The following is a 21995-nucleotide window of genomic DNA, read 5'->3' as shown; positions in this document are numbered from 1 at the left end:
CTTCACAAGGGTGTCACGGTGGGATTAGATGAACACCGTATGGACAGGGCCTTTTCGTCGTCACGCGAAAGGGTTTGGCCGGCTCTGATGCCGGTCCGGCCCGGCCGCGTTCCGGTTGCTACCGCACCGACTGGCGCCTTCGCGCGCCGGCCCGCCGCCCTGTTGCTCCTTCCGCCTCTCCCGCCGAGCCGACGCCCCGTCCGCCGGCCCCTCCTGCGCCGGCCCATGGCCGCGTCGGACGGGTCGGTGGGGCGCCGGCGCGTTCCCGCGCGTTACCCGCGTCAGAGATAGTCCGAAGAGTCGCGCCGATGATGGATCTCCAAACCCTCGTCCTGAACGCGGATTATCGGCCGCTCTCCTACAATCCGCTCTCGCTCTGGTCCTGGAAGGACGCCTTCACGGCCCTGTTCCTCGATCGCGTCACCCTGGTGGCGAGCTACGATGTCGAGGCACGCTCGCCCTCGCGGGCGCTGCGGGTGCCGAGCGTGGTGGCGCTGAAGAACTACGTCACCCTCGCCCGCAGCCCGGCGTTCACCCGCTACAACATCTACCTGCGCGACGGGTTCAGCTGCCAGTATTGCGGGCTGCGACTGCCCTCGGGCGGCCTGACCTTCGACCACGTGGTGCCGCGCTCCCGGGGCGGCCTGTCGAGCTGGGAGAACGTCGTGGCGGCCTGCTCGCCCTGCAACCTGCGCAAGGCCAACCGCACCCCGCAGGAGGCCGACATGCCGCTCGCCACCGAGCCGCGCCGGCCGACACGCTACGAGCTGCACCACCGCCAGCCCGAGTTCGACCACCGCCAGTACCACCACACCTGGCTCGACTACCTGTACTGGGACAGCGAGCTGGAGAGCTGAGGCGGGATCACCAAGCCGGCCCGCGGCGGGGCGGCTCGTTGTACATCGGGACGTTGTGGTTGCGCGGCAGGTAGCCTTGGACGATCACGGGCGGCGGCACGGCCGACGCTTCGGGCCGCGCGCGGACGGCGCGCCGGAGGCGGGGCGGAGCAAAGCCGCGATCCTCGGGCCAGGCGGAGGCCGGGGCGGGGACGAGGGCGAGCCCGGCGAGGAGGCCGAGCGTGAGCGGTCGCAATCCCCTCAGGTCGAGCATTGCAAGCCTCCCGGCGACGCGCCGCATCAGAACTTGACCGCGGCGCCGGCCCGGACCGTGTTCAGGTTGACCTTGTGCCCGTCGAACTGGCTGAACAGCACGTACTGATATTCGGCGCGCAGCAGGATGTTCGGCGTGATCGCATATTCGAGACCGGCGCCAACCGTTGCACCGGCGACCACCTTGGTCTTCGACTGCGTCTGGATTGATGTGAACGGCGTGCCGTTGTAGGGCGCGTTCGGGTTGAAGCTCGTATAGCCGAAATTGGACACGTATGTCGGCGTCCCGGCGAGGTTGGCGTTGTATGCGGTGACGTCGAAGCCATAGTTCCGGTACATTGTCGCATCGGCGATACGCGCCCGGCCGATGGCCACACCACCGGTGACGAAGGGCAGGAAGTTGCCGAGGGCGTAGCCGGCCCGGGCCCGCAGCGTGCCGTAATCGTTGACGCGCGTGGCCGTGTATCCGGCCATGTCGACCGATTCGAGAATGTTCGAGGATGTCTTGCTGCGGCCGAGTCCGTCGCTCGACGCGCCCATCTTGCCGAAATTCGTGTAATCTGCCTCGATGCCGAAGACGAAGTCGTCGAACTGGACATTGTAGCCGACGAAAGCGCCGAAGCTTGTGTCACCGACCCGCTTCGACGGAGGATTGAGAAGGGTCGAGGCCTGAAAATCCGACTCCCCCGTCGTGTCGTGGGAGTCGCGATAGATCAGCGGCTGCAGCGCGCCCTTCGTGCCGAGCGCCGCCGACGTATACCCGCCATGGCCGCCGACATACACGCCGCTCCAGTCGACCACCGGGGCCGGGACCGGGTCGTAATCGGCGCCGCGCAGGTAATCGTAATCCAGGTCGGCGGCCCGGGCGGTGCTGGCGCCGCAGAGGCCGAGGATCGCCAGCAGCGGCAAGGTGACGGTACGCATCGGGATCGTCCTGGGACTGCGAGACGGACGGCGGCTCGGGCCTCGATGCAGTGATAGATGGGTAACCTTAAGCGTCCGTTATTTTGGACTCCTCCGACTATCCCGATTCGATCAACACCACTTGGTTTGAACTATCCGCTCGGGCAATTCCGATCTCCGATTCTTCTCGTCCCGCGATGAACCCAGGCGCGAGACGAAAAAAAACGGCGCGGAGAGCATCCGCGCCGTCGGCCGTCAGAGGGTCGGAGAAAAAATCAGTACTTGCGGACCAGCGGGCCGGGGATCGGCTCCGGCATCAGCGGCGGCAGCGGCGCCGCGACCAGGCCGCCGAGGTAGTAGCGCAGGCCGATCTTCACGTCGTGCGCCTCGATGTCCTTCACCTTGATCGCCTGCAGGCTGCCGGTGCAGCACGGCACGAAGCCCGGGCCGGTCTCGGCCTTGCCGAGGTTGAGGTAGCGGTAGGCCAGTTCGATCTTCAGGGCGTCGGTCACGTCGTAGGCGAGACCGGCATGCAGCGCCCAGGCGAAGCTGCCGCTGGTCTTGCTCTTGTAGAACTTGCTGCCGCTGTTGGTGTTGTACACCGGGTTGCCGTTGCTGTCGTAGACCGGCGCGTAGTTGTAGGAGGGAGCGCCGCAGCTGCAGTCGTAGATCGGGTGGCCGTAATCGTAGGCGTAGCTCGGGCTGGTGAACTGCTGGTTGGTCGAGTAGCCCGAGACGTGGTTGAAGGCGTAGCCGACGCCGCCGCCGATGAACGGCGTGATGCCGTACCAGGTGCCGAGGTCGAAATACGCGTTGGCCAGCACCACCGCGGAATCGAGGTTGCCGGTCGACTTGTTGACCCCGTAGGAGCCGAGGCCGTTGTCGAAATCGGGGCCCTTGTAATACTCGCTGCCGCGCAGGCCGGTGGAGTAGCGGTACTCGCCGGTCACGTCGCCGCGCAGGAACGGGGTGAACTGGTAGCCGACGCCGACGCCCGCGAACCCGCCGCCGCCGACCTCGTTGCCGAACGACCGGTTGGCATCCGGGTAGCCGGTGTAATCGTAGGCCTCGGTGTATTTGGGCCGCGTGTAGACGCTGGCGCCGACGTCGCCGCGCAGGTACCAGCCGCCGCCGACCTCGATCGGGGGCGGGGGGGGCGGCGGCGGGGGCGGGGGCAGCAGGTCCGCGGCAGCGGCCAGGCAGGGCGCGCCGACGCTCGCCGCGAGCGTCAGGCTGCGCACCAAAGCGTTCAGCTTGGAGCGGGCCATAGGGATTCCTTCACTGGACTCATGTGCCGGAAGCTTGGCAAGCCGGCTCGGATGACGGGGTGAAGGATGGATCGAACCTCTTAAATCCGGCTTAACGTTAAATGTTAGCCTTGCGGGCTGCTACAGCCTGGAAAACCGCAGCTCAGCAAAGGATTTGCTAGTCTTGGCCGCACTGCCCGGTACGATCACGAACACATCCGCCCGTGGACCGGGCTGAGCGGTGCTGCCCGAGGACGTGCGCATCCTGGCGCTGATGCTGCCGGAGACGGTGGCGGGCGCCCATCGCGGCAACCCGGATTTCCGCGTCGGCGGCCGGGTGTTTGCGACCCTGTGGGTCGAGGAGGCCCGGGTGGTGCTGCGCCTGGCCCCGGCCGATCAGGCCGAACTGTGCGAGGCCGAGCCGGACCTGTTCACGCCGCTGGACGGCGCCTGGGGCCGGCGCGGCTGGACCAATCTCGACCTCGATCTCTGCGAGGAGGAGCCTTTACGCACCGCGTTGTTGGCCGCCTGGCGGACAACCGCGCCGGCGGTGCTGCGGGCCGCCTACGCCTGATCGCGAAAGTCCCGGTTTCACAAGGACTGGGACCTTGTGCGGGTGCAGGGCAGAGCCCTGCTTCATCGGGGCTCCGCCCCGATACCCCGCCAAAGGGCTGAGTCCTTTGGGATCCCAGGCCCTAGGCTGCGGCCTTGGTGACAGCGTCAACCACCTCGTCGACCACCTCGTTGACCAGGCCGCGGTCGTCGCCCTCGGCCATCACGCGGATCACCGGCTCGGTGCCGGAGGGGCGGATCACCAGGCGGCCGCCGTTCCCCAAGCGCTGGCGGGCCTGGGCGATGGCGCTGACCACGCTGTCCTGGCTGAGCGGCTGGCCGGTCCGGTAGCGGACGTTCTTGAGGATCTGCGGCAGCGGGTCGAAGCAGTGGCAGACCTCGCTCACCGGCCGGCCCTGGCGCTGCACCACGCTGAGGAGCTGCAGGGCCGCCACCAAGCCGTCGCCCGTGGTGGTGTAGTCCGACATGATGATGTGGCCGGATTGCTCGCCGCCAAGATTGTAGCCGTGCTCGCGCATGTGCTCGAGCACGTAGCGGTCGCCCACCGCGGTGCGGGCCAGCGTCAGGCCCAGCCCGCCGAGGAAGCGCTCCAGGCCGAGATTGGACATGATCGTGGCCACCAGCCCCGGCTGGGTGAGCCGCTCGTCCTCCTGCCAGGAGCGTGCGACCACGGCCATCAGCTGGTCGCCGTCGACCACGTGGCCCTTCTCGTCGACGATCAGCACCCGGTCGGCGTCGCCGTCCAGCGCGATGCCGATATCGGCCCGGCGCTCGCGCACCTTGGCGACCAGGGCGGCCGGCGCGGTGGAGCCGACGTCGCGGTTGATGTTGAACCCGTCCGGCTCGGTGCCGATGGCGATCACCTCGGCGCCGAGCTCCCACAGGGTCTCGGGGGCGACCCGGTAGGCCGCACCGTTGGCGCAGTCGACCACCACGCGCAGGCCGTCGAGCGTCACGTGCCGGGGCAGGGTGCGCTTGGCGAACTCGATGTAGCGGGCATGCACGCTCTCGATCCGCTTGGCCCGGCCGAGATCGGCGGAGCCCGCCAGCCGCGTGTGCAGCTCGGCGTCGATCAGCTCCTCGATCTCGCCCTCGATCGCGTCGCTGAGCTTGAACCCGTCGGGGCCGAACAGCTTGATGCCGTTATCCTCGAAGGCGTTGTGCGAGGCCGAGATCATCACCCCGATATCGGCCCGCATCGAGCGGGTCAGCATCGCCACCGCGGGAGTCGGCACCGGCCCGAGCAGCAGCACGTCCATGCCCACCGAGGTGAAGCCCGCCACCAGCGCGGTCTCGATCATGTAGCCCGACAGGCGGGTATCCTTGCCGATCACCACCCGGTGGCGGTGGTCGCCGCGCTGGAACACGAGGCCGGCCGCCTGCCCGACCTTGAGGGCGAGTTCCGGGGTGATCACCCCGTTGGCCCGGCCCCGGATGCCGTCGGTTCCGAAATACTTGCGCGCCATCAGAATCTCCGGTGCCGGGCCTCTCACCCGGCCAACGCGCCGATAGAGTAGCCCGACAGACATTAGCAGATTGGATTACCCCGGGTGCTCCGCGACAAAGACGGTCGAAATGGGGCGTTGCCTTACAGCACCCGCGGGAGCGCCGCCGCCAGCAGGGTGATCCCTGAGACGGTCAGAAGGCCCAGCACCACCCGGCGGAAGGCGGTCTCGCTCAAGCCCACATAGACCCGGGTGCCGAGAAAGACCGGGATCAGCATGGCCGGCAGCACCACGCCCAGCATCGGCAGAGCATTCCGGGTGACGAGGCCGGAGCCGAGATAGACGAGCATCGTGACGGCGAGCATCGTCAGGTTGAAGTTCTGGATGATCGTGCGCTGCACGTCGCGCTCGTAGCCGCGCAGGACGCACCACAGGGTCGGCAGCGTTCCGGTGAAGCCGCCGAGACCGCCGAGGAGGCCGCCGCTCAGGCCGACCGCGGCATCCGCCAGCCGCCCGCCCATAGTGATCCGCGGCAGGTCCTTGGCCAGCAGCATCGCCGGGCACCAGACCACCAGCAGGGTGCCGAGCACCAGCTTGAACCAGTCGGCATTGAGATGGGGCAGCAGCATCACCCCGAGCGGGATGCCGGCTAGGCCGCCCAGCAGGAACGGCGCGAGGCGCGCCCGGTCGAAGCCGCGTCGCACGGTGACGGCGGCGACGACCTGGCCTGTCAGGGATCCGGCGACCGCCAGCACGGCGGCGAGCTGCGGGTCGATCACCCAGGCCCAGAACGACAGAGCCACGAGCCCGAAAGCGAAACCCGACAGCCCCTGCACGAACCCGGCGACCGCGGCCCCGAGGCCGACGACGAGATAGACGGACAGCGGCATCGCCCGCGTGGCTCAGAGAGATCCCGGCCCCGGTCTTTCCGATTCGCCGCCGAGAGCCGAGCCTCCGGCCAAGCTTCCGAGGGACGTTCACGGACAGGCGGGACGGATTGTCATGGGGGTCTGAGCAGGACGCGTCCTTCCTCCCCCTCTACCTATCGGATTCACACATCCTCGGATGTGGCGCGGGTCCCCTCTCCCGTGCGGGAGAGGGGGCGCGTGGCGGCTTTCGCAAGCCGATGTGTGAGCATCGCTGCTGAATGAGGCTGACGGCCAGACGCATGCGCGTCTCCCTCCCCCCTCTGCGGGGGAGGGTGGCCCCCGAAGGGGGTCGGGAGAGGGGAGCAACGGTGCAGGATTGGGCTGCGGCGGCCTTCACGCCTGCTCTGCTTCATTCGGAAGCTGGGTTCCCCTCTCCCGCCCCCTGCTGACGCAGGGCCCCCCTCCCCCGCAGAGGGGGGGAGGGAGATACGCACGCGGCCACAGCGCCTATCCGACAGGAGGCCAAGACCAAAAACCCAACAAAAAAGGGCGCCTCGCGGCGCCCTTTTCATCACTCCACTCTAGCTCACGCCTGCGGCTGAGGCTCCAGGCCGCCGTCGCTCTCCTTCGGCCGGCCGCGGCCGGCGGAGGGGACCGAGGAGCCCCGGGCCGGGGTCGGGGGCACGTCGCCGCCGTCGCGGATCGGGGGCTGGCCCTTCAGCAGATTGCGGATCTCGTCGCCCGAGAGGGTCTCGTATTCCAGCAGCCCCTGGGCCAGGGCCTCCAGATCGTCCTTGTGCTCGGCCAGGATGCGGCGGGCCTCCTCCAGGCCGGTCTCGACCAGGCGGCGGACCTCGGCGTCGATCTTCTGGGCGGTCGATTCCGAGACCGATTGCTGCCGGCCCATCGACATGCCGAGGAAGACCTCGTCGTTGTTCTCGCCGTAGGCCACGGTGCCGAGCTCGGGCGAAAAACCCCAGCGGGTCACCATCATCTTGGCGAGCCGCGTCGCCTGCTCGATGTCCGACTGGGCGCCCGAGGTCACCTTGTCCCGGCCGAAGGTCATCTCCTCGGCGATGCGGCCGCCCATCATGATCGCCAGCCGCGAGGTCATCTGCTCGAAGCTCATGGAGAGCTTGTCACGCTCAGGGAGCTGCATGACCATGCCGAGCGCACGGCCGCGCGGGATGATGGTGGCCTTGTGGACGGGATCGGTGGCCGGGACGTTGAACGCCACGATGGCGTGGCCGCCCTCGTGATAGGCGGTGAGCCGCTTCTCGTCCTCGGTCATCACCAGGGTGCGCCGCTCGGCACCCATCATGACCTTGTCCTTGGCGTCCTCGAACTCGTGCATCGTGACGATGCGCTTGCCGCGACGAGCGGCCAGCAGCGCCGATTCGTTGACGAGGTTCATCAGGTCCGCGCCCGAGAAGCCGGGGGTGCCGCGGGCGATCACCTTGAGGTCGACATCGGGCGCCAGCGGCACCTTGCGGACGTGGACCCGCAGGATGCGCTCGCGGCCGGTGACGTCCGGGTTCGGCACCATGATCTGGCGGTCGAACCGGCCCGGACGCAGCAGCGCCGGATCGAGCACGTCGGGGCGGTTGGTCGCCGCGATGATGATGACGCCCTCGTTGGCCTCGAACCCGTCCATCTCCACGAGGAGCTGGTTCAGGGTCTGCTCGCGCTCGTCGTTGCCGCCGCCCAGCCCGGCGCCGCGATGGCGGCCGACCGCGTCGATCTCGTCGATGAAGATGATGCAGGGCGCGTTCTTCTTGGCCTGCTCGAACATGTCGCGCACGCGGCTGGCGCCGACGCCCACGAACATCTCGACGAAGTCGGAGCCCGAGATGGTGAAGAACGGCACGTTGGCCTCGCCCGCGACCGCCCGGGCGATCAGGGTCTTACCGGTGCCGGGCGGGCCGACGAGCAGCACGCCGCGGGGGATCCGGCCGCCGAGCCGCTGGAACTTCTGGGGGTCGCGGAGGAATTCGACGATCTCCTGGAGATCTTCCTTGGCCTCCTCGACGCCGGCGACGTCGTCGAAGGAGACGCGCCCGTGAGCCTCGTTGAGGAGCTTCGCCTTCGACTTGCCGAAGCCCATGGCGCGGCCGGCGCCGGACTGCATCTGGCGGCTCAGGAAGACCCAGGCGCCGATGAACACGAGGATCGGCAGCCAGCTCACGAGCAGCTGGATGAACCAGGGGGTGTTGTCGGACGGCGGGCGGGCGGTGATCTGCACGCCCTTGCCCTGGAGCTTGGAGACCAAGCTCGGGTCGTTGGGGGCGTAGCTGGTGAAATTGCCGCCGCCGACATAGGTCCCGGACACGTCCTGCCCGGAAATCACCACCGACTGGATCTTGCCGGAATCTGCGTCGTTGAGGAGCTGGCTGTAGGCGATCTCGCTGCCGCCGCCCCGGTGACCCGGGTTCTGGAACAGGGTGACGAGGGCCAGCACCAGCAGGAAGATGACGACCCACAAGGCAAAGTTGCGAAAATTCGGGTTCATCGATCGATCCTTGGTGCGTGCGGCCCCCTAGACGGACACGTCGCGCGGCTCTGCCGGTCCATCCGTGCACACCTCGCCAATGTAGGCGGCGGGGCCTGCCTTGCCAAGTAAGCCGGTCCCCCCTGCGGCGAGGGCAGCATCGATCCGTCAATCGGCGGTCTTGTGTCGCCGCGGCGGCGCCGGTGCGAGACTCACGGTGCCGGCGGTATCCGCGGCGACCAAGATTCCCGCCAGGGTCCGCCGGATCGGCTCCCGGCGACGCAGGGCCGGCAGCAATGCCTCGAGCACAAGGGATTCCAGGCGCTCCAGCCGACGCGGCAAGGCTCCCACCCGGGTCAGGGCCGCGTCGAGGCAACGCAGGACGATCGCCTCCGGCAGGGCCACCAGCACGGCGCCGTCGAGGCGCAGCGCCGCAGCGTCGGTACTCTTTTCCGGAAGCAGGGCGGCCGCGAAGGCGGTCTCGGCCGCGACGCGGAGGGCGTCGTCGTCCCGGGCGGCCCGCTCGGCAAGGCGGGCGAGGCGGGCCGGGCTCAAGCCCTCGCGCTCCAGGGTGGCCCAGGTCGCGCGCAGGCGGGCCCGGGCGAAGCGCGGATCGGCATTGGCCGGGTCGTGGACATGCCGGATGCCGCGGGCCTCGCACCAGGCCACCAGCATCGCCTTCGGCAGAGCCAGGAACGGCCGCCCGAGGGCGATGCCGGGGGCCAGCGGCCGCTCGGTCCGCATGCCGGCGAGCCCCGCGGGGCCGCTGCCGGCGGAAAGCCGCATCAGCACGGTCTCGGCCTGGTCGTCCCGGGTGTGGCCGGTGAGCACGAGGCCGGCGCCGATCGCCTCGGCATGGGCGGCCAGCAGCGCGTAGCGGGCGGCCCGGGCCGCGTCCTGCAGGCCGGTGCCGGGCTTCGGGCCGGCCCAGGCCAGGACCGCGTGCGGCAGGCCGAGGGCCCGGGCCGCCCGGCCGACGCCCTCGGCCTCCGGGCCGGAATCCGGGCGCAGGCCGTGATCGACGGTGGCGACCTGCACGGCAGAACCCAGCGCCGCGGCGGCGTGCATCAGGGCGCTCGAATCGGGCCCGCCCGAGACGGCGAGCAGCACGCCGCGCCCGGACCGGCCGAGCCAGGGCCCGAGGGCGTGAAGGACCGGATCGTCCAAGGGATCGGTCATGGATTCAAAAGGTCCGCGACCTTTTGCGGGTGCAGGGCAGAGCCCTGCTGTCGGGCACGCCCGAGCGTCGAGGCTCCGCCCCGACACCCCGCCAAAGGGCTCAGCCCTTTGGGATCCCGATCAGGCCGAGCAGCGAGCGCGCTTCTGCTCCCGGGCGACGCCCTGGCGGATTCCAGTGCCGGCATTGGGAAATTTCCGGTCGAGCTCGGCCAGCGTCGCGCAGGCCTGCTCGCGGGCCCCGAGGGCGTTGAGCGTCACCCCGAGCTTCAGCATCGCGTCCGGCGCCTGGGACGAGCGGGCATAGTCGGTGGAGACCTTCAGGAACTGCTCGGCCGCCTCGCGGTTGCGGCCGCGGGCCAGGTAGCTCTCGCCGAGCCAGTAGGTCGCGCCGGCGACCCGGTTGTCCCGGGGATGCGACTGGATGAACTGGCGCAGGCCCATCTCGGCCTGCTCGAACTGCTTGGAGCGGTAGAGCTCGACCGCCGCCTCGTAATCGGCGGCCGGGTCGCCGGTCCGAGTGGCGGCCACGCTCTCGGCCGGGCGGGGCGCCGGGACCGGGATCGCGCCGGTGCGGGCCGGGGGCCGCAGGTCCACGGGCTCGTCGTAGCCGGGGGCGGCGCCCTCGGCATCCGGATCCTCGTCGTCGATCGCGGGCCGGGGCAGGGCCTGCGGCCGGACCGGCGCCGCCTCGGCGGCCTCCCGGGGCGGCAGGGGCGGGGAGGGCTGGGTGCTGCCGAGCGGCATCGGCGCCCCGGGGGCGCCGGGGGCCTGCGACGGGTCGAAGGCGTCGCCGCGCTTGCCCGGACGCCCGGCGCCCGGATTGCCGCCGTTGACCGCGCCCGCCGGAGCCGGCGCCGCTGACGGCGCTGCCTTGCCGCCGCCGCCCTTGCCCTCGTTGAGGCGGAACTCGACATCCTCCTGGAACTTGCGCAGCTGCTCTTTCAGCTGCCGGTTCTCGTACTGGAGGGTCTCGATCTGCCCGGCCATGATCCGGGACTGGTTCTCGATGCGCCCCAGGCGCACCACGAGTTCCGAGGCGTCCTGCGCGGCGGCCGGATGACCGAGGAGCAGGCCCCCGAGGACCGTGGTGAGCGCGAGGCGGGTGCGAAGGCGGGCGAGCATGATGCGGCTGCGGTCCGATGGAAGCGCGAGGCCCTATCAGATGCGCCGGTCCGCGGCAAAACTGCGGCGCGGGCCTGTCGAACCCGGGGTCGGCGGTCTCTTCGCAGAAACGCCTGCCGACGCTTCGAAGAATCGGCAGGGGTACCGGGCCTGCTGGCCGGCTCTGCGAAGACTACGCGCCGGCGCCGCGGTCGAGCACGATCACCGCGCGGCGGTTCTGCGACCAGCAGGAGATGTCGTTGCACACCGCCACCGGCCGCTCCTTGCCGTAGGAGACGGTGCGCATCCGGTTCGCGCCGATGCCCCTTGTGGCGAGGTAGTCGTTGACCGACTGGGCCCGACGGGCGCCTAGCGAGAAGTTGTACTCGCGGGTGCCGCGCTCGTCGGCATGGCCCTCGATGATGAAGGTGTAGCGCGGGTAGCGCTGCAGCCAGGCGGCCTGCTTGTCGAGGGTCGCGGTGGCAGTGGGCGTCAGGTCGGTGGAATCCGATTCGAAGAAGACCCGGTCGCCGATATTGACGACGAAGTCCTGCGCACTGCCCGGGGTCGCGGCGCCAGCTCCGAACGCGGAGGCGTCGGCGAGATCCTTGTCGTTGCTGCAGGCGCCGAGGCCGAGGGCGGCGGCGAGTGCGAGGCCGAGGGCGGCGGCGCGGAAACGCTGGGGCATGGGTTCAAAAACTCCTCGAGCGGTGCCGAAGGCCGGCTGCGGGTCTTCGAGGCGGGTCCGCGTAGTCCTGAGCGCCGGTGATAGGCGCGGATGGTTAAGCGACGGTTCCGGCCGGCGCAGCGAATCGTGCTGCGAGCCCGCGCCGGTCGGCGGCGTGCGCTGCCGCACGCAGGGGATGCTGACGCGCCCGGAATGCGGCACCGCCGGGGCCGATCGGATAAGCGCGGCCATTTCCGCCCCGCCGGTTGCCGCGATGCAACAGGGCCGGATACCGGTTTCGCGACGGCTTTAAGAGATCCTCAACCCTGTCGGTTCTTGATTCGGACAGTCGATCCCCGGACTCTCAGCATGCCTCCCGCCCAGTGCGTCCTCATCGTCGAGGACAGCTATCTGCTCCTCGAGATCATCGCGAGCCTGTGCGAGACGCAGGGCATCCGGGTGATCGAGGCCTCCACCGGGGAGGCGGCGCTGACGCTCCTGCGGGCGCGCGGCCACGAGATCGACTGGCTGTTCACCGACATCCACCTGCCCGGCCTGATCGACGGCTGGACCGTGGCCCACGCGTTCCGGGCGATCCATGCCGACCGGCCGGTGGTCTACACCTCCACCGACTCGAGCGGCGGCCGGGGCGTCCCGGGCAGCCTGTTCCTGCGCAAGCCGTTCCAAGTGGAAGCGGTCAACCGGCTGGTCCGGATGATGGTCGATGGCCTGAGCGACGCGCCGCTCTGCGCAGCGGGCTGAGCGGGCCGCGATTAGGGCCGTTCCCGATCGCGTTGCAATCGGGCTCGCCTCTAAGTCCTTGATATGACCCGCTCGCTTGTGCCGAACCGGTGTCCGCTTCGGCGGCGAGCGCTCTAACCGGCCCGGAACAGAGCCACGATCTCGGGCGCGGCGAGCCACGCATCCACCCGCTGGCAGGCGAGGTCGCCGGCCGGCATGGCGTCGTAGATCGCAAAGCTTGCCGCGATGAAGCCTGGCAGGTCGTAGAGCGTCGGAAAATCCTCACCCCGGGGCTTCATCTTGAACAGGTACGAGCCGGTCAGCCCGAAATGCTCGGCGATCGGCGGGTAGAGCGGCCAGACCACGTCCTGGGCCAGCTCGTCGCCGAGGTAATCCTCGATCTCCACGGGCTCAGGGGTGATGCCGCTCTCCTGCAGCAGCCGCCGGGCGATGTCGCCGATGACGAACGCCTTGGGGTGGTTCATCACGTGCATGAACGCGCCCCGGCGCGCCCAGCGGGTCACCTCCCGGTCCAGGCCGAAGCCCAGCGCCGTGGCGGACCCGACCAGCTCGTGCACGGCCGGATCCCAATGGTCGAGATAGCCGAGCCGCCGGAACACGTCCTCGCGGAACAGGGCCGCGGTGCGGCCGGCATCGAGGCCGAGCCGGTGGGCGCAGAGCACGATCGCCGAGTGGTACTGCCCCATCGGCGAGGGCGCGAGCTTCAGCGCGGCGAGGTCCGAGGCCTGGCCGACATAGACCGTGTCCGGATGGAAGGCCGAGAACACGATCGACGGGAACAGCTTGAGCCGCGGGTCGGCCGCCCGCAGGGTCGCGATGTCGCCCCCGGGTATCAGCCCGCCCGGGAAGACCTGCGAGAAGACGTGGTCGTGGGACCGCAGCGTCCGGATCAGGCCGTCGACATGGCCGTGGTCGCGTTTGAGCGAGCCCATGGGCAGGTAGCGCACGGGGCTCTTCGGCGCGAGCAGGCGCATCGCCTGGGCGATGCCGCGCGCCTGGCAATTGCCCAGCACCGCGATGGCCGGCCCGTCGCGCGTGGTGGCGGCCCGCGCGCGGTTTCGCCATGGTGTCGCCCAGGTGGGCGCCCAACTGGGGGTCGACAGGGACAACGCGCTGCGGGCGCGCCGGGGCAGATCGTTCAGGGCCACGTCGCGTGCCGGTGTCAACGGACGGCTCGGCATCCCCGAGGGCGCACGCCGTCGTGAAGATCTTGCCGTCGTGAAGAAGAGGGTTCGAAGATGGCGTTGAATCCGTATACGGGTCTACCGGCCGAGCGATTCTGGCGCAAGGTCGTGACCAACGTGCCGCCCTTCGCGGTCAATCCGCACCCGAAGGACACGTTCGCGATCGGGCCGACCGACAAGGTCGCCACTGGCGGCTCCTGCTTCGCGCAGCGGGTGGCCGAGGCGGTGCGCGGCGCCGGCTTCAACTACTACCTGACCGAGCCGCCGCCCCCCGGCATGAGCGCCGAGGAGGCCAATGCCCGCCAGTTCGGCACCTTCTCGGCCCGGTACGGCAACCTCTACTACACGCGCCAGTTCGTGCAGCTGTTCGATCGGGCCTACGGCCAATTCGCGCCGGAGCTGAAGGCGTGGCTCCGGGACGACGGCCGCTACGTCGACCCGTTCCGCCCCACCGTCGAGCCGGCAGGCTTTGCCAGCGAGGCCGAGGTGATCGCGGCGCGCGACGCGCATCTGGCCGAGGTGCGCCGCCTGTTCGAGACCCTCGACGTGTTCGTGCTGACCTTGGGCCTCACCGAGGGCTGGCGCTGGCGGGCCGACGGCGCCGCGCTGCCGCTTGCCCCCGGGGTCGCGGGCGGCACCTTCGACCCGGAGCTCTACGAATGCGTCAATGCCGGTGCGGGCGAGGTGCTCGGCGACCTCAACGGCTTCCTGGACCGGCTCTGGAGCGTGAACCCGAAGGCCCGGGTGATCTTCACGGTCTCGCCCGTGCCGATGATCGCGACCTACATGGACCGGCACGTGATGGAGTCGAACAGCTACTCCAAGTCGGTGCTGCGGGTGGCCGCCGGCGAGGTGGTCGGCCGGGGCGATCCGCGGGCTGTGTACTTCCCGGCCTACGACATCGTCACCAGCAACGTGAATGCCGGGCGCTACTACAACGAGGACCAGCGCACCATCAACGACGCCGGCGTGCGCCACGTGATGCGGCTGTTCCTCTCGACCTTCGCCCGCGACCGCGCCGCTGCGGCCCCGCCCCACGCCCCCGTGGACCTCGCGGCCGAGTTCGAGGGCAATGCCGGCGTGATCTGCGACGAGGAGGAGATCGAGCGCAGCGTGGCGTGAGCGACGCGGGATTTGCCTCCGGGCAGGCGTTTCGGGCAAGCTGAGCTGCCCGGGCGCTCGCGCCCGACTGGAGTCGATCCCCGTGAGCCTGCCCCCGCCCCGCCAGCCCGACCACGACATCGACCCCGTCTTCGTGGCGCGGCACTCGCCCCGCGCCTTCACGGGCGAGGCGCTGCCCGAATCCGAGTTGCTGCGGATGATCGAGGCGGCGCGCTGGTCGCCGTCGGCGTACAATTCGCAGCCCTGGCGCTTCCTCTACGCGCTGCGGGGCGACGCGAACTGGGATACGTTCTTCGGCCTGCTCGTACCCGGCAACCAGAAATGGGTTTCGGGCACCGGGGCGATCCTGTTCCTGGTCTCGAACGGGCTCATGAAGGTCGGCGACGAGCTGAAGCCGTCCTACAGCCATTCCTTCGACGCCGGCACCGCCTCGCTGGCGTTCCAGCTCCAGGCGATCCACCAGGGCTGGCACGCCCACGGCATGGTCGGGTTCGACCATGTCCGCGCCCCCGAGGTCCTGCGCCTGCCGGAGAATCACCGGATCGAGGCCGCCTTCGCGGTGGGCCGCAAGGTTGCGGAGGCCGATCTCACCGAGGAGCAGCGGCCCCGCGAGGCCCCGAACGGTCGCCGGCCGATCACCGACTTCGTCATCGCCGGCCCGTTTCCACCTTCCGGGACCTGAGGCCGTCCGGAACTGGGGCCTTCCACCAAGGATTGTGTCTGCATCGCAACATCGCACCTTGACGATCGGAGCTCGCCCATGGACCCGAAACCCTCGGTCCCGCCCGGCGGCACCGCCGCCCCCGATCCGTTCCTGGATGAGGGCGGGTTCGACCACGCCTCCGGCCTGCGCAGCGTCGCCGAGCGCCATGGGGTCAGCCTCGACGCGGTGCGCCACCTCGTCCAGGCCCTGGAGCGCGGGCACGGCACGATGGCCCAGTTCGACCATCCCGATCTCGGCGGCATGGGCCAGTGGTTTTCTGGCGGCATGGTGATGGTCGGCCGAATGTTCGACGAGGGCCTGAAGGCGCGGGTCGATGCCCTCTGCACCGAACTCGCCGCGGCCCTGCCGGCGGGCGGGTTCTCGGAGGCCGGCCCCGCATCGCGGCGCGGCGGCGGCGAGTGGTGGCCCGCCGGCCTTGGGGCTCCGGCGAGCACCGGCTCGCAGAACGGCCTGCGCTACGCGTATTTCCCGGACACGCGGCGGCTCGCCATCGACTCGGGCTCCGGCATCGCGCTCTACGATACCGGCGAGCACCACATCTCCGGGGTGTCGCAGGCGAACGGCAGCCTCGACTTTACGGGTCCTCAGGGCGTCGTCGCCCTCGACCGCCTGCGCCGGATCGAGGCTGAGACGGCCGCCCCCCGGCAGGTCGATCCGGCCGAGCCGCCGGTCTCCCCCCCGCAGCCGGCCGCGTTCAGGCCGGAGGCGTCACCGTCCGGCGACGTGCTGGCGACGATCGAGCGGCTGGCGGAGCTGCACGCCCGGGGCGTGCTCACCGAGCGGGAATTTTCGGACAAGAAGGCGGAGCTGCTGGCGCGGCTGTAATATTTTGACCCGCCAGGCCCACTGGCTAGCGAGACTTCGACAGTCCGACCGACGCCCTCATCCTGAGGTGTGAGCGAAGCGAGCCTCGAAGGAGCGCTCCAGCCTGCTGCGCGATCCCTGGAAGCCTCCTTCGAGGCCTCCGCTTCGCTTCGGCACCTCAGGATGAGGCGCTTAGATGGGAAAATCCTCGCTCGCGATCAGCGGGGCATCGACCGCTCAGGCGATGCCGGCGCGCAGCAGGTCGTGGACGTGGACGATGCCCACCGGCCGGCCGTCGGTGACCGCGAAGACCGCGGTGATCAGCCGGCGGTTCATCAGCTCCAGGGCGGCCTGGGCGAGCTTGTGCGGCTCCACGGTGATCGGCTCGCGGGTCATGATCGCCGAGACCGGGGTGTCGAGGATCTCCGGGCCCATGTGGCGGCGCAAATCGCCGTCCGTGACGATGCCGACCAGGCGCCCGGCGGCGTCGGTGACGCCGACGCAGCCGTAGCGGCGCGCGGCGATCTCGATCAGCACCTCGGACATCAGCGCGGTCTCGGAGACCAGCGGCATGTCCTGGGGACCGTGCATCACCTGCTGCACGGTCTTGAGCCGGGCCGCGAGCGTCCCGCCCGGATGGAGGGTGTGGAAGCGGGCCGAGGTGAAGCCGCGCCGCTCCAGCAGCGCCACCGCCAGGGCGTCGCCGAGCGCCAGCTGGATCAGGCTGGAGGAGGTCGGGGCGAGGTCGTGTGGGCAGGATTCGCGCACCCGGGGCAGCTCCAGCAGCACGTCGGCGGCCTTGCCGAGCGTGCTGGCACCGTTGCGGGTGATGGCCACCAGGGGAATCGAGAAGCGGCGGCTGAAGCCGACGAGGTCGGACAGCTCCGCGGTCTCGCCGGACCACGACAGGGCGACAATCACGTCGTCCCGGGCGATCATGCCGAGGTCGCCGTGGCTCGCCTCGGTGGGGTGGACGAAGAAGGCGTGGGTGCCCGTGGAGGCTAAGGTCGCGGCGATCTTGCGGCCGACATGGCCGCTCTTGCCGATGCCGCTGACGATCACCCGGCCCTTGCTCTGCAGGATGGTCTGCACCGCCTCCTCGAAGGCCACGCCGAGCCGGCCCTGGAACGCCGCGCTGGTCTCCTGCAGGGCGGCGATGCCCAGTTGCAGGCTGCGGATCCCGACATCGCGGGTGCTGGCGAGGTTCGCCGACGCCGAATCGTAGAGATCATCGCGCAGGGCGCTGGAGGCGGGAGCGTTCATCGGTTCCGTTCTGGACCCGTCGGGCGGATCCGGCGCCGCGAGCGGCGATGCGAAGCGAGGTTTTCGACGCTAGGGAGCCGTCATGGTTGAAATGTGACGCCGGGACGACATGCCGCCCCTCTCTGTCCGCCGGGCGGTTGAAGGCACGCTCCGGCGGGTCCATGCTCCTTTCACGCCAGCCAAAAAAGGGCCCGAGCCCCATGACCATCCGCTTTCCCGAGCCCGACCCAAAGATCCTCGCTCGGAGGGACGCCATCCTGGCTGGCCTCGCGCCTCTGGTGGCCCCGGAGGCGCTGGTGGTGAGCGAGGACGAGCGCCGGGCCTTCGAGACCGACGGGCTGACCGCCTACCGGCAGATGCCGCTGGCCGTGGTCCTGCCCTCGACCACCCGGGAGGTGGCGGCCGTGATGGCCTATTGCCACGCGCAGGGCGTGCGGGTGGTGCCTCGGGGCGCCGGCACGTCGCTGGCCGGCGGGGCGATCGCACAGGGCGACGCGATCATCCTGGGCGTCGGCAAGATGACCCAGGTGCTGGATCTCGATTTCGAGAACCGCACCGCCCGGGTGCAGAGCGGGCTCACCAACCTGGCGATCTCGGGGGCGGTCGCCCATGAGGGCTTCTTCTACGCCCCCGACCCGTCGAGCCAGCTCGCCTGCACGATCGCGGGCAACATCGCGATGAATTCCGGCGGCGCGCACTGCCTCAAATACGGGGTAACCACCAACAACCTGCTGGGCGTCACCCTGGTGCTCAACGACGGCACCGTGGTGGAGGTCGGCGGCCAGCACCTCGACAGCCCCGGCTACGATCTCCTGGGCCTCATCTGCGGGTCGGAAGGCCAGCTCGGCATCGTCACCGAGGCGACGGTGCGGATCCTGCGGGCGGCCGAGGGCGCCCGGCCGGTGCTGGTCGGCTTCTCGAAGGTCGAGGATGCGGGCGATTGCGTCGCCGCGATCATCGCGGCCGGCATCATCCCGGTGGCGATCGAGTACATGGACCGCGAGGCGATCCTGATCACCGAGGATTTCGCGAAAGCCGGCTACCCGCGCGACGCCGAGGCGATGCTGATCATCGAGGTCGAGGGCTCGGACGCCGAGTGCGACGCGATGCTGGCCCGCATCGAGGCGATCGCCCGGGACTTCCGGCCGACCAGCCTGCGGGTCTCGCGCTCGGAGGCCGAATCCGCGGCGATCTGGAAGGGCCGCAAGTCCGCCTTCGGGGCCACCGGCCGGATCTCCGACTACATCTGCATGGACGGCACCATCCCGACCGGCCAGCTCGGGCCGGTGCTGGAGCGGATCGGTGCGATCTGCGCCGGCCACGGGCTGCGGGTGGCCAACGTGTTCCATGCCGGCGACGGCAACCTGCACCCGCTGATCCTGTTCGACATCAACAAGCCGGGCGAGCTGCAGAAGGCCGAGGCCGCCGGCGACGAGATCCTCAAGCTCTGCGTCGAGGTCGGCGGCTGCCTCACCGGCGAGCACGGCGTCGGCATCGAGAAGCGCGAGCTGATGCGCTTCCAGTACACCCAGGCCGACCTGGAGCAGCAGATGCGGGTGAAGGCGGTGTTCGATCCCGACTGGATGCTCAACCCCGCCAAGGTCTTCCCCCTGGAGGGACGGCTGGACGCCAAGGCGGCCTAAGTTCGGGTTTCCCAAAGGGCTCAGCCCTTTGGCGGGTTGTCAGGGCGGAGCCCTGACGAAGCTCCGGCTCTCGGTCAGGCCGCCACGCCGTCACGGGCCTGCCCGGCCTCGGGCGTGCGCAGGCTGTCGGCGGTCCGGGCCAGGATCGCGGCGAGGTCGGCCGCGGGCGCGGGCCGGCCGAACAGGGTGCCCTGCAGCTCGTGGCAGCCTTCCTCGCGCAGGATCCGAGCCTGCTCGGGGGTCTCGACCCCCTCGGCGAGGACATCGATCTTCAGGGCTTTCCCGAGCCAGACCATGGCCCGCAGGATCGCGACGCTGCCGCCGTCGCGCGCAAGGCCGCGCACGAAGCCCGGGTCGATCTTGAGCCGGTCGAAGGGGAACCGGTGCAGGGTGCCGAGGCTCGAATAGCCGGTCCCGAACTCGTCCATCGCGATCCGCACGCCCGCGGCACGCAGCGCGCGCAGAAGCGACAGGTTCGCGGCGTTGTCCTGCAGCAGGACCGCTTCGGTAATCTCGAGTTCGAGTCGGTCCGGGCTCAAGCCGCTCTCGGCGAGCGCCGCCCGCACATCCGCCTCAAGGCCGTCGCCGGCAAAGTACTGGGGCGAGAGGTTGACCGCGACCCGGACCGAATCCGGCCAAGCGGCAGCCGCCCGGCAGGCGGCGGCGAGGATCCAGGCGCCCAGCGGCTTGGTCAGCCCGACCTCCTCGGCCAGCGGGATGAACTCCGCCGGGCCGACATCGCCGTGCTCGGGATGGTGCCAGCGCGGCAGGGCCTCGAAGCCGTGCAGGGCCTGGCTGTGCGCCCCGACGATCGGCTGATAGTGCAGGGCGAACCGGCCCTCTGCCAGGGCCCGGCCCAGGTCGGTCCCGAGCTGCCGGCGGCGCTGGATCTCGACATCCATGGCCGGATCGAAGAAGCGCCAGGTGCCGCGCCCGGCGGCCTTGGCCTGGTACAGGGCGATATCGGCCTGCCGCAGGAGCGTGGCGGCGGTGCCGGACGCATCATCGGCGCTCGCGATACCGATGCTGGTGCCGATCGCGAGGCTGTGGCCGTTCACCGTCACCGGCAGTTCGAGGGCCGCGACCAGGCAGCGGGCCAGGCGCGCCGCGTCCGTCGGCAGGGCAGCCGCGCCGAGGACGATGGCGAACTCGTCGCCGCCGAGCCGGGCCACGAGGTCGTCGGCCGCCACCGTGGCGGCGAAGCGGGCCGCTACCGCGCAGAGCAGCGCGTCGCCGGCCGGATGCCCGTAGGTGTCGTTGACGACCTTGAACCCGTCGAGGTCGAGGCACAGCACGGTCGCCGGCGCGCGCGCGTCGCATCCGGCCAGGGCCGCGTCCATGCGCTCCTTCAGGACCAGGCGGTTCGGCAGGCCGGTGAGCGCATCGTGCCGGGCCATGTGGGCGACCCGGGCCTCGCTCCGGCGGCGCTCGGTGACGTCCTCGTGGGTGCAGAGCCAGCCGCCGCCGGGGATCGGGGCGTGGACCACGTCGACCGCCCGGCCGTCGGCGAAGTCGCAGGTCAGCGCGACCGGGTGGCCCTGCGCGGCGGTGCGCTCGCAGGCCGCCACCAAGGCCGCCGCGGCGGCGGCTCCGAGACCGCGCTCCCGATCCCCCAGATGGTCGAGCAGGGCGGGCAGCGCGGTTCCGGGCCGGCGCAGGGAATCGGGAACCGCGTACATCTGCGCGTAGCGCGCGTTCATGACGATGAGCGTGCCGTCCCGGTCGAACAGGCACAGGCCCTGGACCATGTTGTCGAGGGCGATGCCGAACCGGGCATCCTGGATCCGCAAAGCCCGCTCGCCGCGCTCGCGTGCCTCGGCCGCGGCCCGGGCCGCCTCGGACAGGGCGAGCCGTTCCTGTGCGCGGGCCTGCCGCCGGCCGAGCAGGACCAGCCCGAGCAGGCCGAGATCCAACAGGATCGCGGCGGCGCCCACGATGGTCGCCTGCTGGCGGGCGGTCGCCAGGCTGGCCGCCGCGGTGCGGCTGACGCTGAGGACAAGCGGATAATTCTTCAGGGCGTGGGCGGCGATCAGCCGGTCCTGGCCGTCGATCGGGCTGACGGTGCGCAGGACGCCGCCGAGGGTGGGCTTCTCGGTGATCAGGGATGCGCCGGCCCGGGGGAAGATCCGACCGATCGCCCCCTCGCGCCGGGGGTGCCGGACCAGCAGCATGCCGTCGTTGCGGAACAGCGACACGACCGCGTCGTCGGCCGGCGCGATCTGGTTGTACAGGCCCTCGAAATAGCCGAGTTCCACCGCGCCCAGGATCAGGCCGAGGAACGTGCCGTCCGGGGCTGCGACCTTCCGGGCGATGTAGATCGTCCAGGCGCCGTCGCCCCGGTTCGGGACCGGCTGGCCCACGTAGCGCTGCAGGTCCGGCTCGGTGGAGAGCGCTTTGAAGTAGTCCCGGTCGGCGATGTTGATGGTCGGGATCGGCCAGTAGCGGCTGAAATTGAGCAGCTGTCCGGTCCGATCGACCAAGGTGATGGCGTTCGCCTGCGGCAGCGCCGCGATCCAAGTCTGCAAGGCCGTATGCATGGATGGCCGGGAGGCCGCCTCGGCATAGTGCTCGGGCGTCGCGATTCCCGCCGTGCGAAACTCGGCCAGCACGGCGTCCTGGACCAGCTCGATCGCCTGCAGGGACCGGTCCGCCTGGTCGGCCAGGATCGTGGCGAGACCGCCGAGGCTGCGCTCGTTGTCCTCGACCGCGCGCGTCTCCAAGTGGGCGATGAACAGGGCTGCCGAGCCCGTAATGACCAGCGCGAGCCCGAGCGCCGCCCAGGCCCGCAGGTCGAGGGTGCGCCGCCAGCCCTGCCGGGCCGCCCAAGCGACAAACGGAATTTCGGACTTCAAACTCACCAGAACACGCTCGAATAACGCTCTATAATAGCGCTATATTGGTCTCGTTAACGA

Annotated in this window: 19 protein-coding genes; 7 read left to right on the top strand and 12 right to left on the bottom strand. The window is 70.2% G+C overall.

Translation table 11 applies throughout. The features are described from left to right. Positions 1–308: 308 nt before the first annotated feature. On the top strand, positions 309–857 hold the full coding sequence (locus tag MKL11_RS23385) for an HNH endonuclease (RefSeq protein WP_007563401.1): 549 nt from the start codon (positions 309–311) through the stop codon (positions 855–857). Between the two features lie 7 nt (positions 858–864). Here the strand turns inward: MKL11_RS23385 and MKL11_RS23380 are convergent, their stop codons facing one another. The 3 genes from MKL11_RS23380 to MKL11_RS23370 all read right to left on the bottom strand — a co-directional run bounded on the left by MKL11_RS23380 (position 865) and on the right by MKL11_RS23370 (position 3280). After that, positions 865–1110: a hypothetical protein gene (locus MKL11_RS23380; RefSeq protein WP_243947726.1), complete on the bottom strand. Its 246-nt coding sequence runs from the start codon at positions 1108–1110 to the stop codon at positions 865–867. 26 nt (positions 1111–1136) lie between these two features. Then, the gene (locus tag MKL11_RS23375; protein WP_243947725.1) at positions 1137–2033 is read right to left on the bottom strand and encodes an outer membrane protein; all 897 of its coding nucleotides are present in this window, start codon (positions 2031–2033) and stop codon (positions 1137–1139) included. Positions 2034–2287: 254 nt separating this feature from the next. Then, a complete protein-coding gene (locus tag MKL11_RS23370) occupies positions 2288–3280 on the bottom strand; it encodes an outer membrane protein (RefSeq protein WP_243947724.1) in 993 nt (330 codons plus the stop codon). 220 nt (positions 3281–3500) lie between these two features. Here MKL11_RS23370 and MKL11_RS23365 point away from each other — a divergent pair, with 220 nt between their 5' ends. After that, positions 3501–3833, top strand: a complete 333-nt coding sequence (locus tag MKL11_RS23365; protein WP_243947723.1) for an MmcQ/YjbR family DNA-binding protein — start codon at positions 3501–3503, stop codon at positions 3831–3833. Positions 3834–3954: 121 nt separating this feature from the next. Here the strand turns inward: MKL11_RS23365 and glmM are convergent, their stop codons facing one another. The 6 genes from glmM to pal form a co-directional block, all read right to left on the bottom strand. Then, complete coding sequence (gene glmM / locus MKL11_RS23360) at positions 3955–5298, bottom strand: phosphoglucosamine mutase (protein WP_243947722.1); 1344 nt, start codon at positions 5296–5298, stop codon at positions 3955–3957. A gap of 122 nt (positions 5299–5420) precedes the next feature. Continuing rightward, entirely contained in the window at positions 5421–6167 is a 747-nt protein-coding gene (locus MKL11_RS23355; protein ID WP_243947721.1) for a sulfite exporter TauE/SafE family protein, read from the bottom strand. 565 nt (positions 6168–6732) lie between these two features. Further along, the gene (gene ftsH, locus MKL11_RS23350) at positions 6733–8655 is read right to left on the bottom strand and encodes an ATP-dependent zinc metalloprotease FtsH (protein ID WP_243947720.1); all 1923 of its coding nucleotides are present in this window, start codon (positions 8653–8655) and stop codon (positions 6733–6735) included. Positions 8656–8802: 147 nt separating this feature from the next. Then, positions 8803–9813, bottom strand: coding sequence for a tRNA lysidine(34) synthetase TilS (gene tilS / locus MKL11_RS23345; protein ID WP_243947718.1), 1011 nt, complete (start codon positions 9811–9813; stop codon positions 8803–8805). Positions 9814–9933: 120 nt separating this feature from the next. After that, positions 9934–10935, bottom strand: a complete 1002-nt coding sequence (gene ybgF, locus MKL11_RS23340; protein WP_243947716.1) for a tol-pal system protein YbgF — start codon at positions 10933–10935, stop codon at positions 9934–9936. 172 nt (positions 10936–11107) lie between these two features. Beyond that, positions 11108–11602 carry a peptidoglycan-associated lipoprotein Pal gene (pal, locus tag MKL11_RS23335; RefSeq protein WP_243947714.1) on the bottom strand — a complete coding sequence of 165 codons (495 nt, stop codon included), beginning with the start codon at positions 11600–11602 and terminating at the stop codon, positions 11108–11110. A 348-nt stretch (positions 11603–11950) separates the two neighbouring features. Here pal and MKL11_RS23330 point away from each other — a divergent pair, with 348 nt between their 5' ends. After that, complete coding sequence (locus MKL11_RS23330) at positions 11951–12343, top strand: response regulator (RefSeq protein ID WP_243947712.1); 393 nt, start codon at positions 11951–11953, stop codon at positions 12341–12343. Positions 12344–12456: 113 nt separating this feature from the next. On the opposite strand, the gene MKL11_RS23325 is transcribed toward MKL11_RS23330, so the two are convergent. Beyond that, entirely contained in the window at positions 12457–13509 is a 1053-nt protein-coding gene (locus MKL11_RS23325; RefSeq protein ID WP_243947711.1) for a WcbI family polysaccharide biosynthesis putative acetyltransferase, read from the bottom strand. Positions 13510–13581: 72 nt separating this feature from the next. Here MKL11_RS23325 and MKL11_RS23320 point away from each other — a divergent pair, with 72 nt between their 5' ends. The 3 genes from MKL11_RS23320 to MKL11_RS23310 all read left to right on the top strand — a co-directional run bounded on the left by MKL11_RS23320 (position 13582) and on the right by MKL11_RS23310 (position 16198). Next, on the top strand, positions 13582–14649 hold the full coding sequence (locus MKL11_RS23320; protein ID WP_243947710.1) for a GSCFA domain-containing protein: 1068 nt from the start codon (positions 13582–13584) through the stop codon (positions 14647–14649). An 82-nt stretch (positions 14650–14731) separates the two neighbouring features. Beyond that, the gene (locus MKL11_RS23315) at positions 14732–15331 is read left to right on the top strand and encodes a nitroreductase family protein (RefSeq protein WP_243947709.1); all 600 of its coding nucleotides are present in this window, start codon (positions 14732–14734) and stop codon (positions 15329–15331) included. A gap of 78 nt (positions 15332–15409) precedes the next feature. Further along, on the top strand, positions 15410–16198 hold the full coding sequence (locus MKL11_RS23310) for an SHOCT domain-containing protein (protein WP_243947708.1): 789 nt from the start codon (positions 15410–15412) through the stop codon (positions 16196–16198). A 216-nt stretch (positions 16199–16414) separates the two neighbouring features. Here the strand turns inward: MKL11_RS23310 and MKL11_RS23305 are convergent, their stop codons facing one another. After that, complete coding sequence (locus tag MKL11_RS23305) at positions 16415–17440, bottom strand: SIS domain-containing protein (RefSeq protein WP_243947707.1); 1026 nt, start codon at positions 17438–17440, stop codon at positions 16415–16417. 200 nt (positions 17441–17640) lie between these two features. Between MKL11_RS23305 and MKL11_RS23300 the strand changes: the two genes are divergently transcribed. Continuing rightward, entirely contained in the window at positions 17641–19083 is a 1443-nt protein-coding gene (locus MKL11_RS23300; RefSeq protein ID WP_243947706.1) for an FAD-linked oxidase C-terminal domain-containing protein, read from the top strand. A gap of 74 nt (positions 19084–19157) precedes the next feature. On the opposite strand, the gene MKL11_RS23295 is transcribed toward MKL11_RS23300, so the two are convergent. After that, a complete protein-coding gene (locus MKL11_RS23295) occupies positions 19158–21941 on the bottom strand; it encodes an EAL domain-containing protein (protein ID WP_243947704.1) in 2784 nt (927 codons plus the stop codon). Positions 21942–21995 lie beyond the last annotated feature (54 nt).

It is taken from the genome of Methylobacterium sp. J-077 (genome assembly GCF_022829365.1).
GTDB lineage: Bacteria > Pseudomonadota > Alphaproteobacteria > Rhizobiales > Beijerinckiaceae > Methylobacterium.
This window is presented reverse-complemented; position numbering and strand designations above follow the sequence as displayed.

Bases quoted from the DNA above. Each gene is read 5' to 3' on its own strand.
- MKL11_RS23385 (WP_007563401.1), top strand. From the start codon at position 309: ATGATGGATCTCCAAACCCTCGTCCTGAACGCGGATTATCGGCCGCTC.
- MKL11_RS23380 (WP_243947726.1), bottom strand. From the start codon at position 1,110: ATGCTCGACCTGAGGGGATTGCGACCGCTCACGCTCGGCCTCCTCGCC.
- MKL11_RS23375 (WP_243947725.1), bottom strand. From the start codon at position 2,033: ATGCGTACCGTCACCTTGCCGCTGCTGGCGATCCTCGGCCTCTGCGGC.
- MKL11_RS23370 (WP_243947724.1), bottom strand. From the start codon at position 3,280: ATGGCCCGCTCCAAGCTGAACGCTTTGGTGCGCAGCCTGACGCTCGCG.
- glmM (WP_243947722.1), bottom strand. From the start codon at position 5,298: ATGGCGCGCAAGTATTTCGGAACCGACGGCATCCGGGGCCGGGCCAAC.
- MKL11_RS23355 (WP_243947721.1), bottom strand. From the start codon at position 6,167: ATGCCGCTGTCCGTCTATCTCGTCGTCGGCCTCGGGGCCGCGGTCGCC.
- ftsH (WP_243947720.1), bottom strand. From the start codon at position 8,655: ATGAACCCGAATTTTCGCAACTTTGCCTTGTGGGTCGTCATCTTCCTG.
- tilS (WP_243947718.1), bottom strand. From the start codon at position 9,813: ATGACCGATCCCTTGGACGATCCGGTCCTTCACGCCCTCGGGCCCTGG.
- ybgF (WP_243947716.1), bottom strand. From the start codon at position 10,935: ATGCTCGCCCGCCTTCGCACCCGCCTCGCGCTCACCACGGTCCTCGGG.
- pal (WP_243947714.1), bottom strand. From the start codon at position 11,602: ATGCCCCAGCGTTTCCGCGCCGCCGCCCTCGGCCTCGCACTCGCCGCC.
- MKL11_RS23330 (WP_243947712.1), top strand. From the start codon at position 11,951: ATGCCTCCCGCCCAGTGCGTCCTCATCGTCGAGGACAGCTATCTGCTC.
- MKL11_RS23320 (WP_243947710.1), top strand. From the start codon at position 13,582: ATGGCGTTGAATCCGTATACGGGTCTACCGGCCGAGCGATTCTGGCGC.
- MKL11_RS23310 (WP_243947708.1), top strand. From the start codon at position 15,410: ATGGACCCGAAACCCTCGGTCCCGCCCGGCGGCACCGCCGCCCCCGAT.
- MKL11_RS23305 (WP_243947707.1), bottom strand. From the start codon at position 17,440: ATGAACGCTCCCGCCTCCAGCGCCCTGCGCGATGATCTCTACGATTCG.
- MKL11_RS23300 (WP_243947706.1), top strand. From the start codon at position 17,641: ATGACCATCCGCTTTCCCGAGCCCGACCCAAAGATCCTCGCTCGGAGG.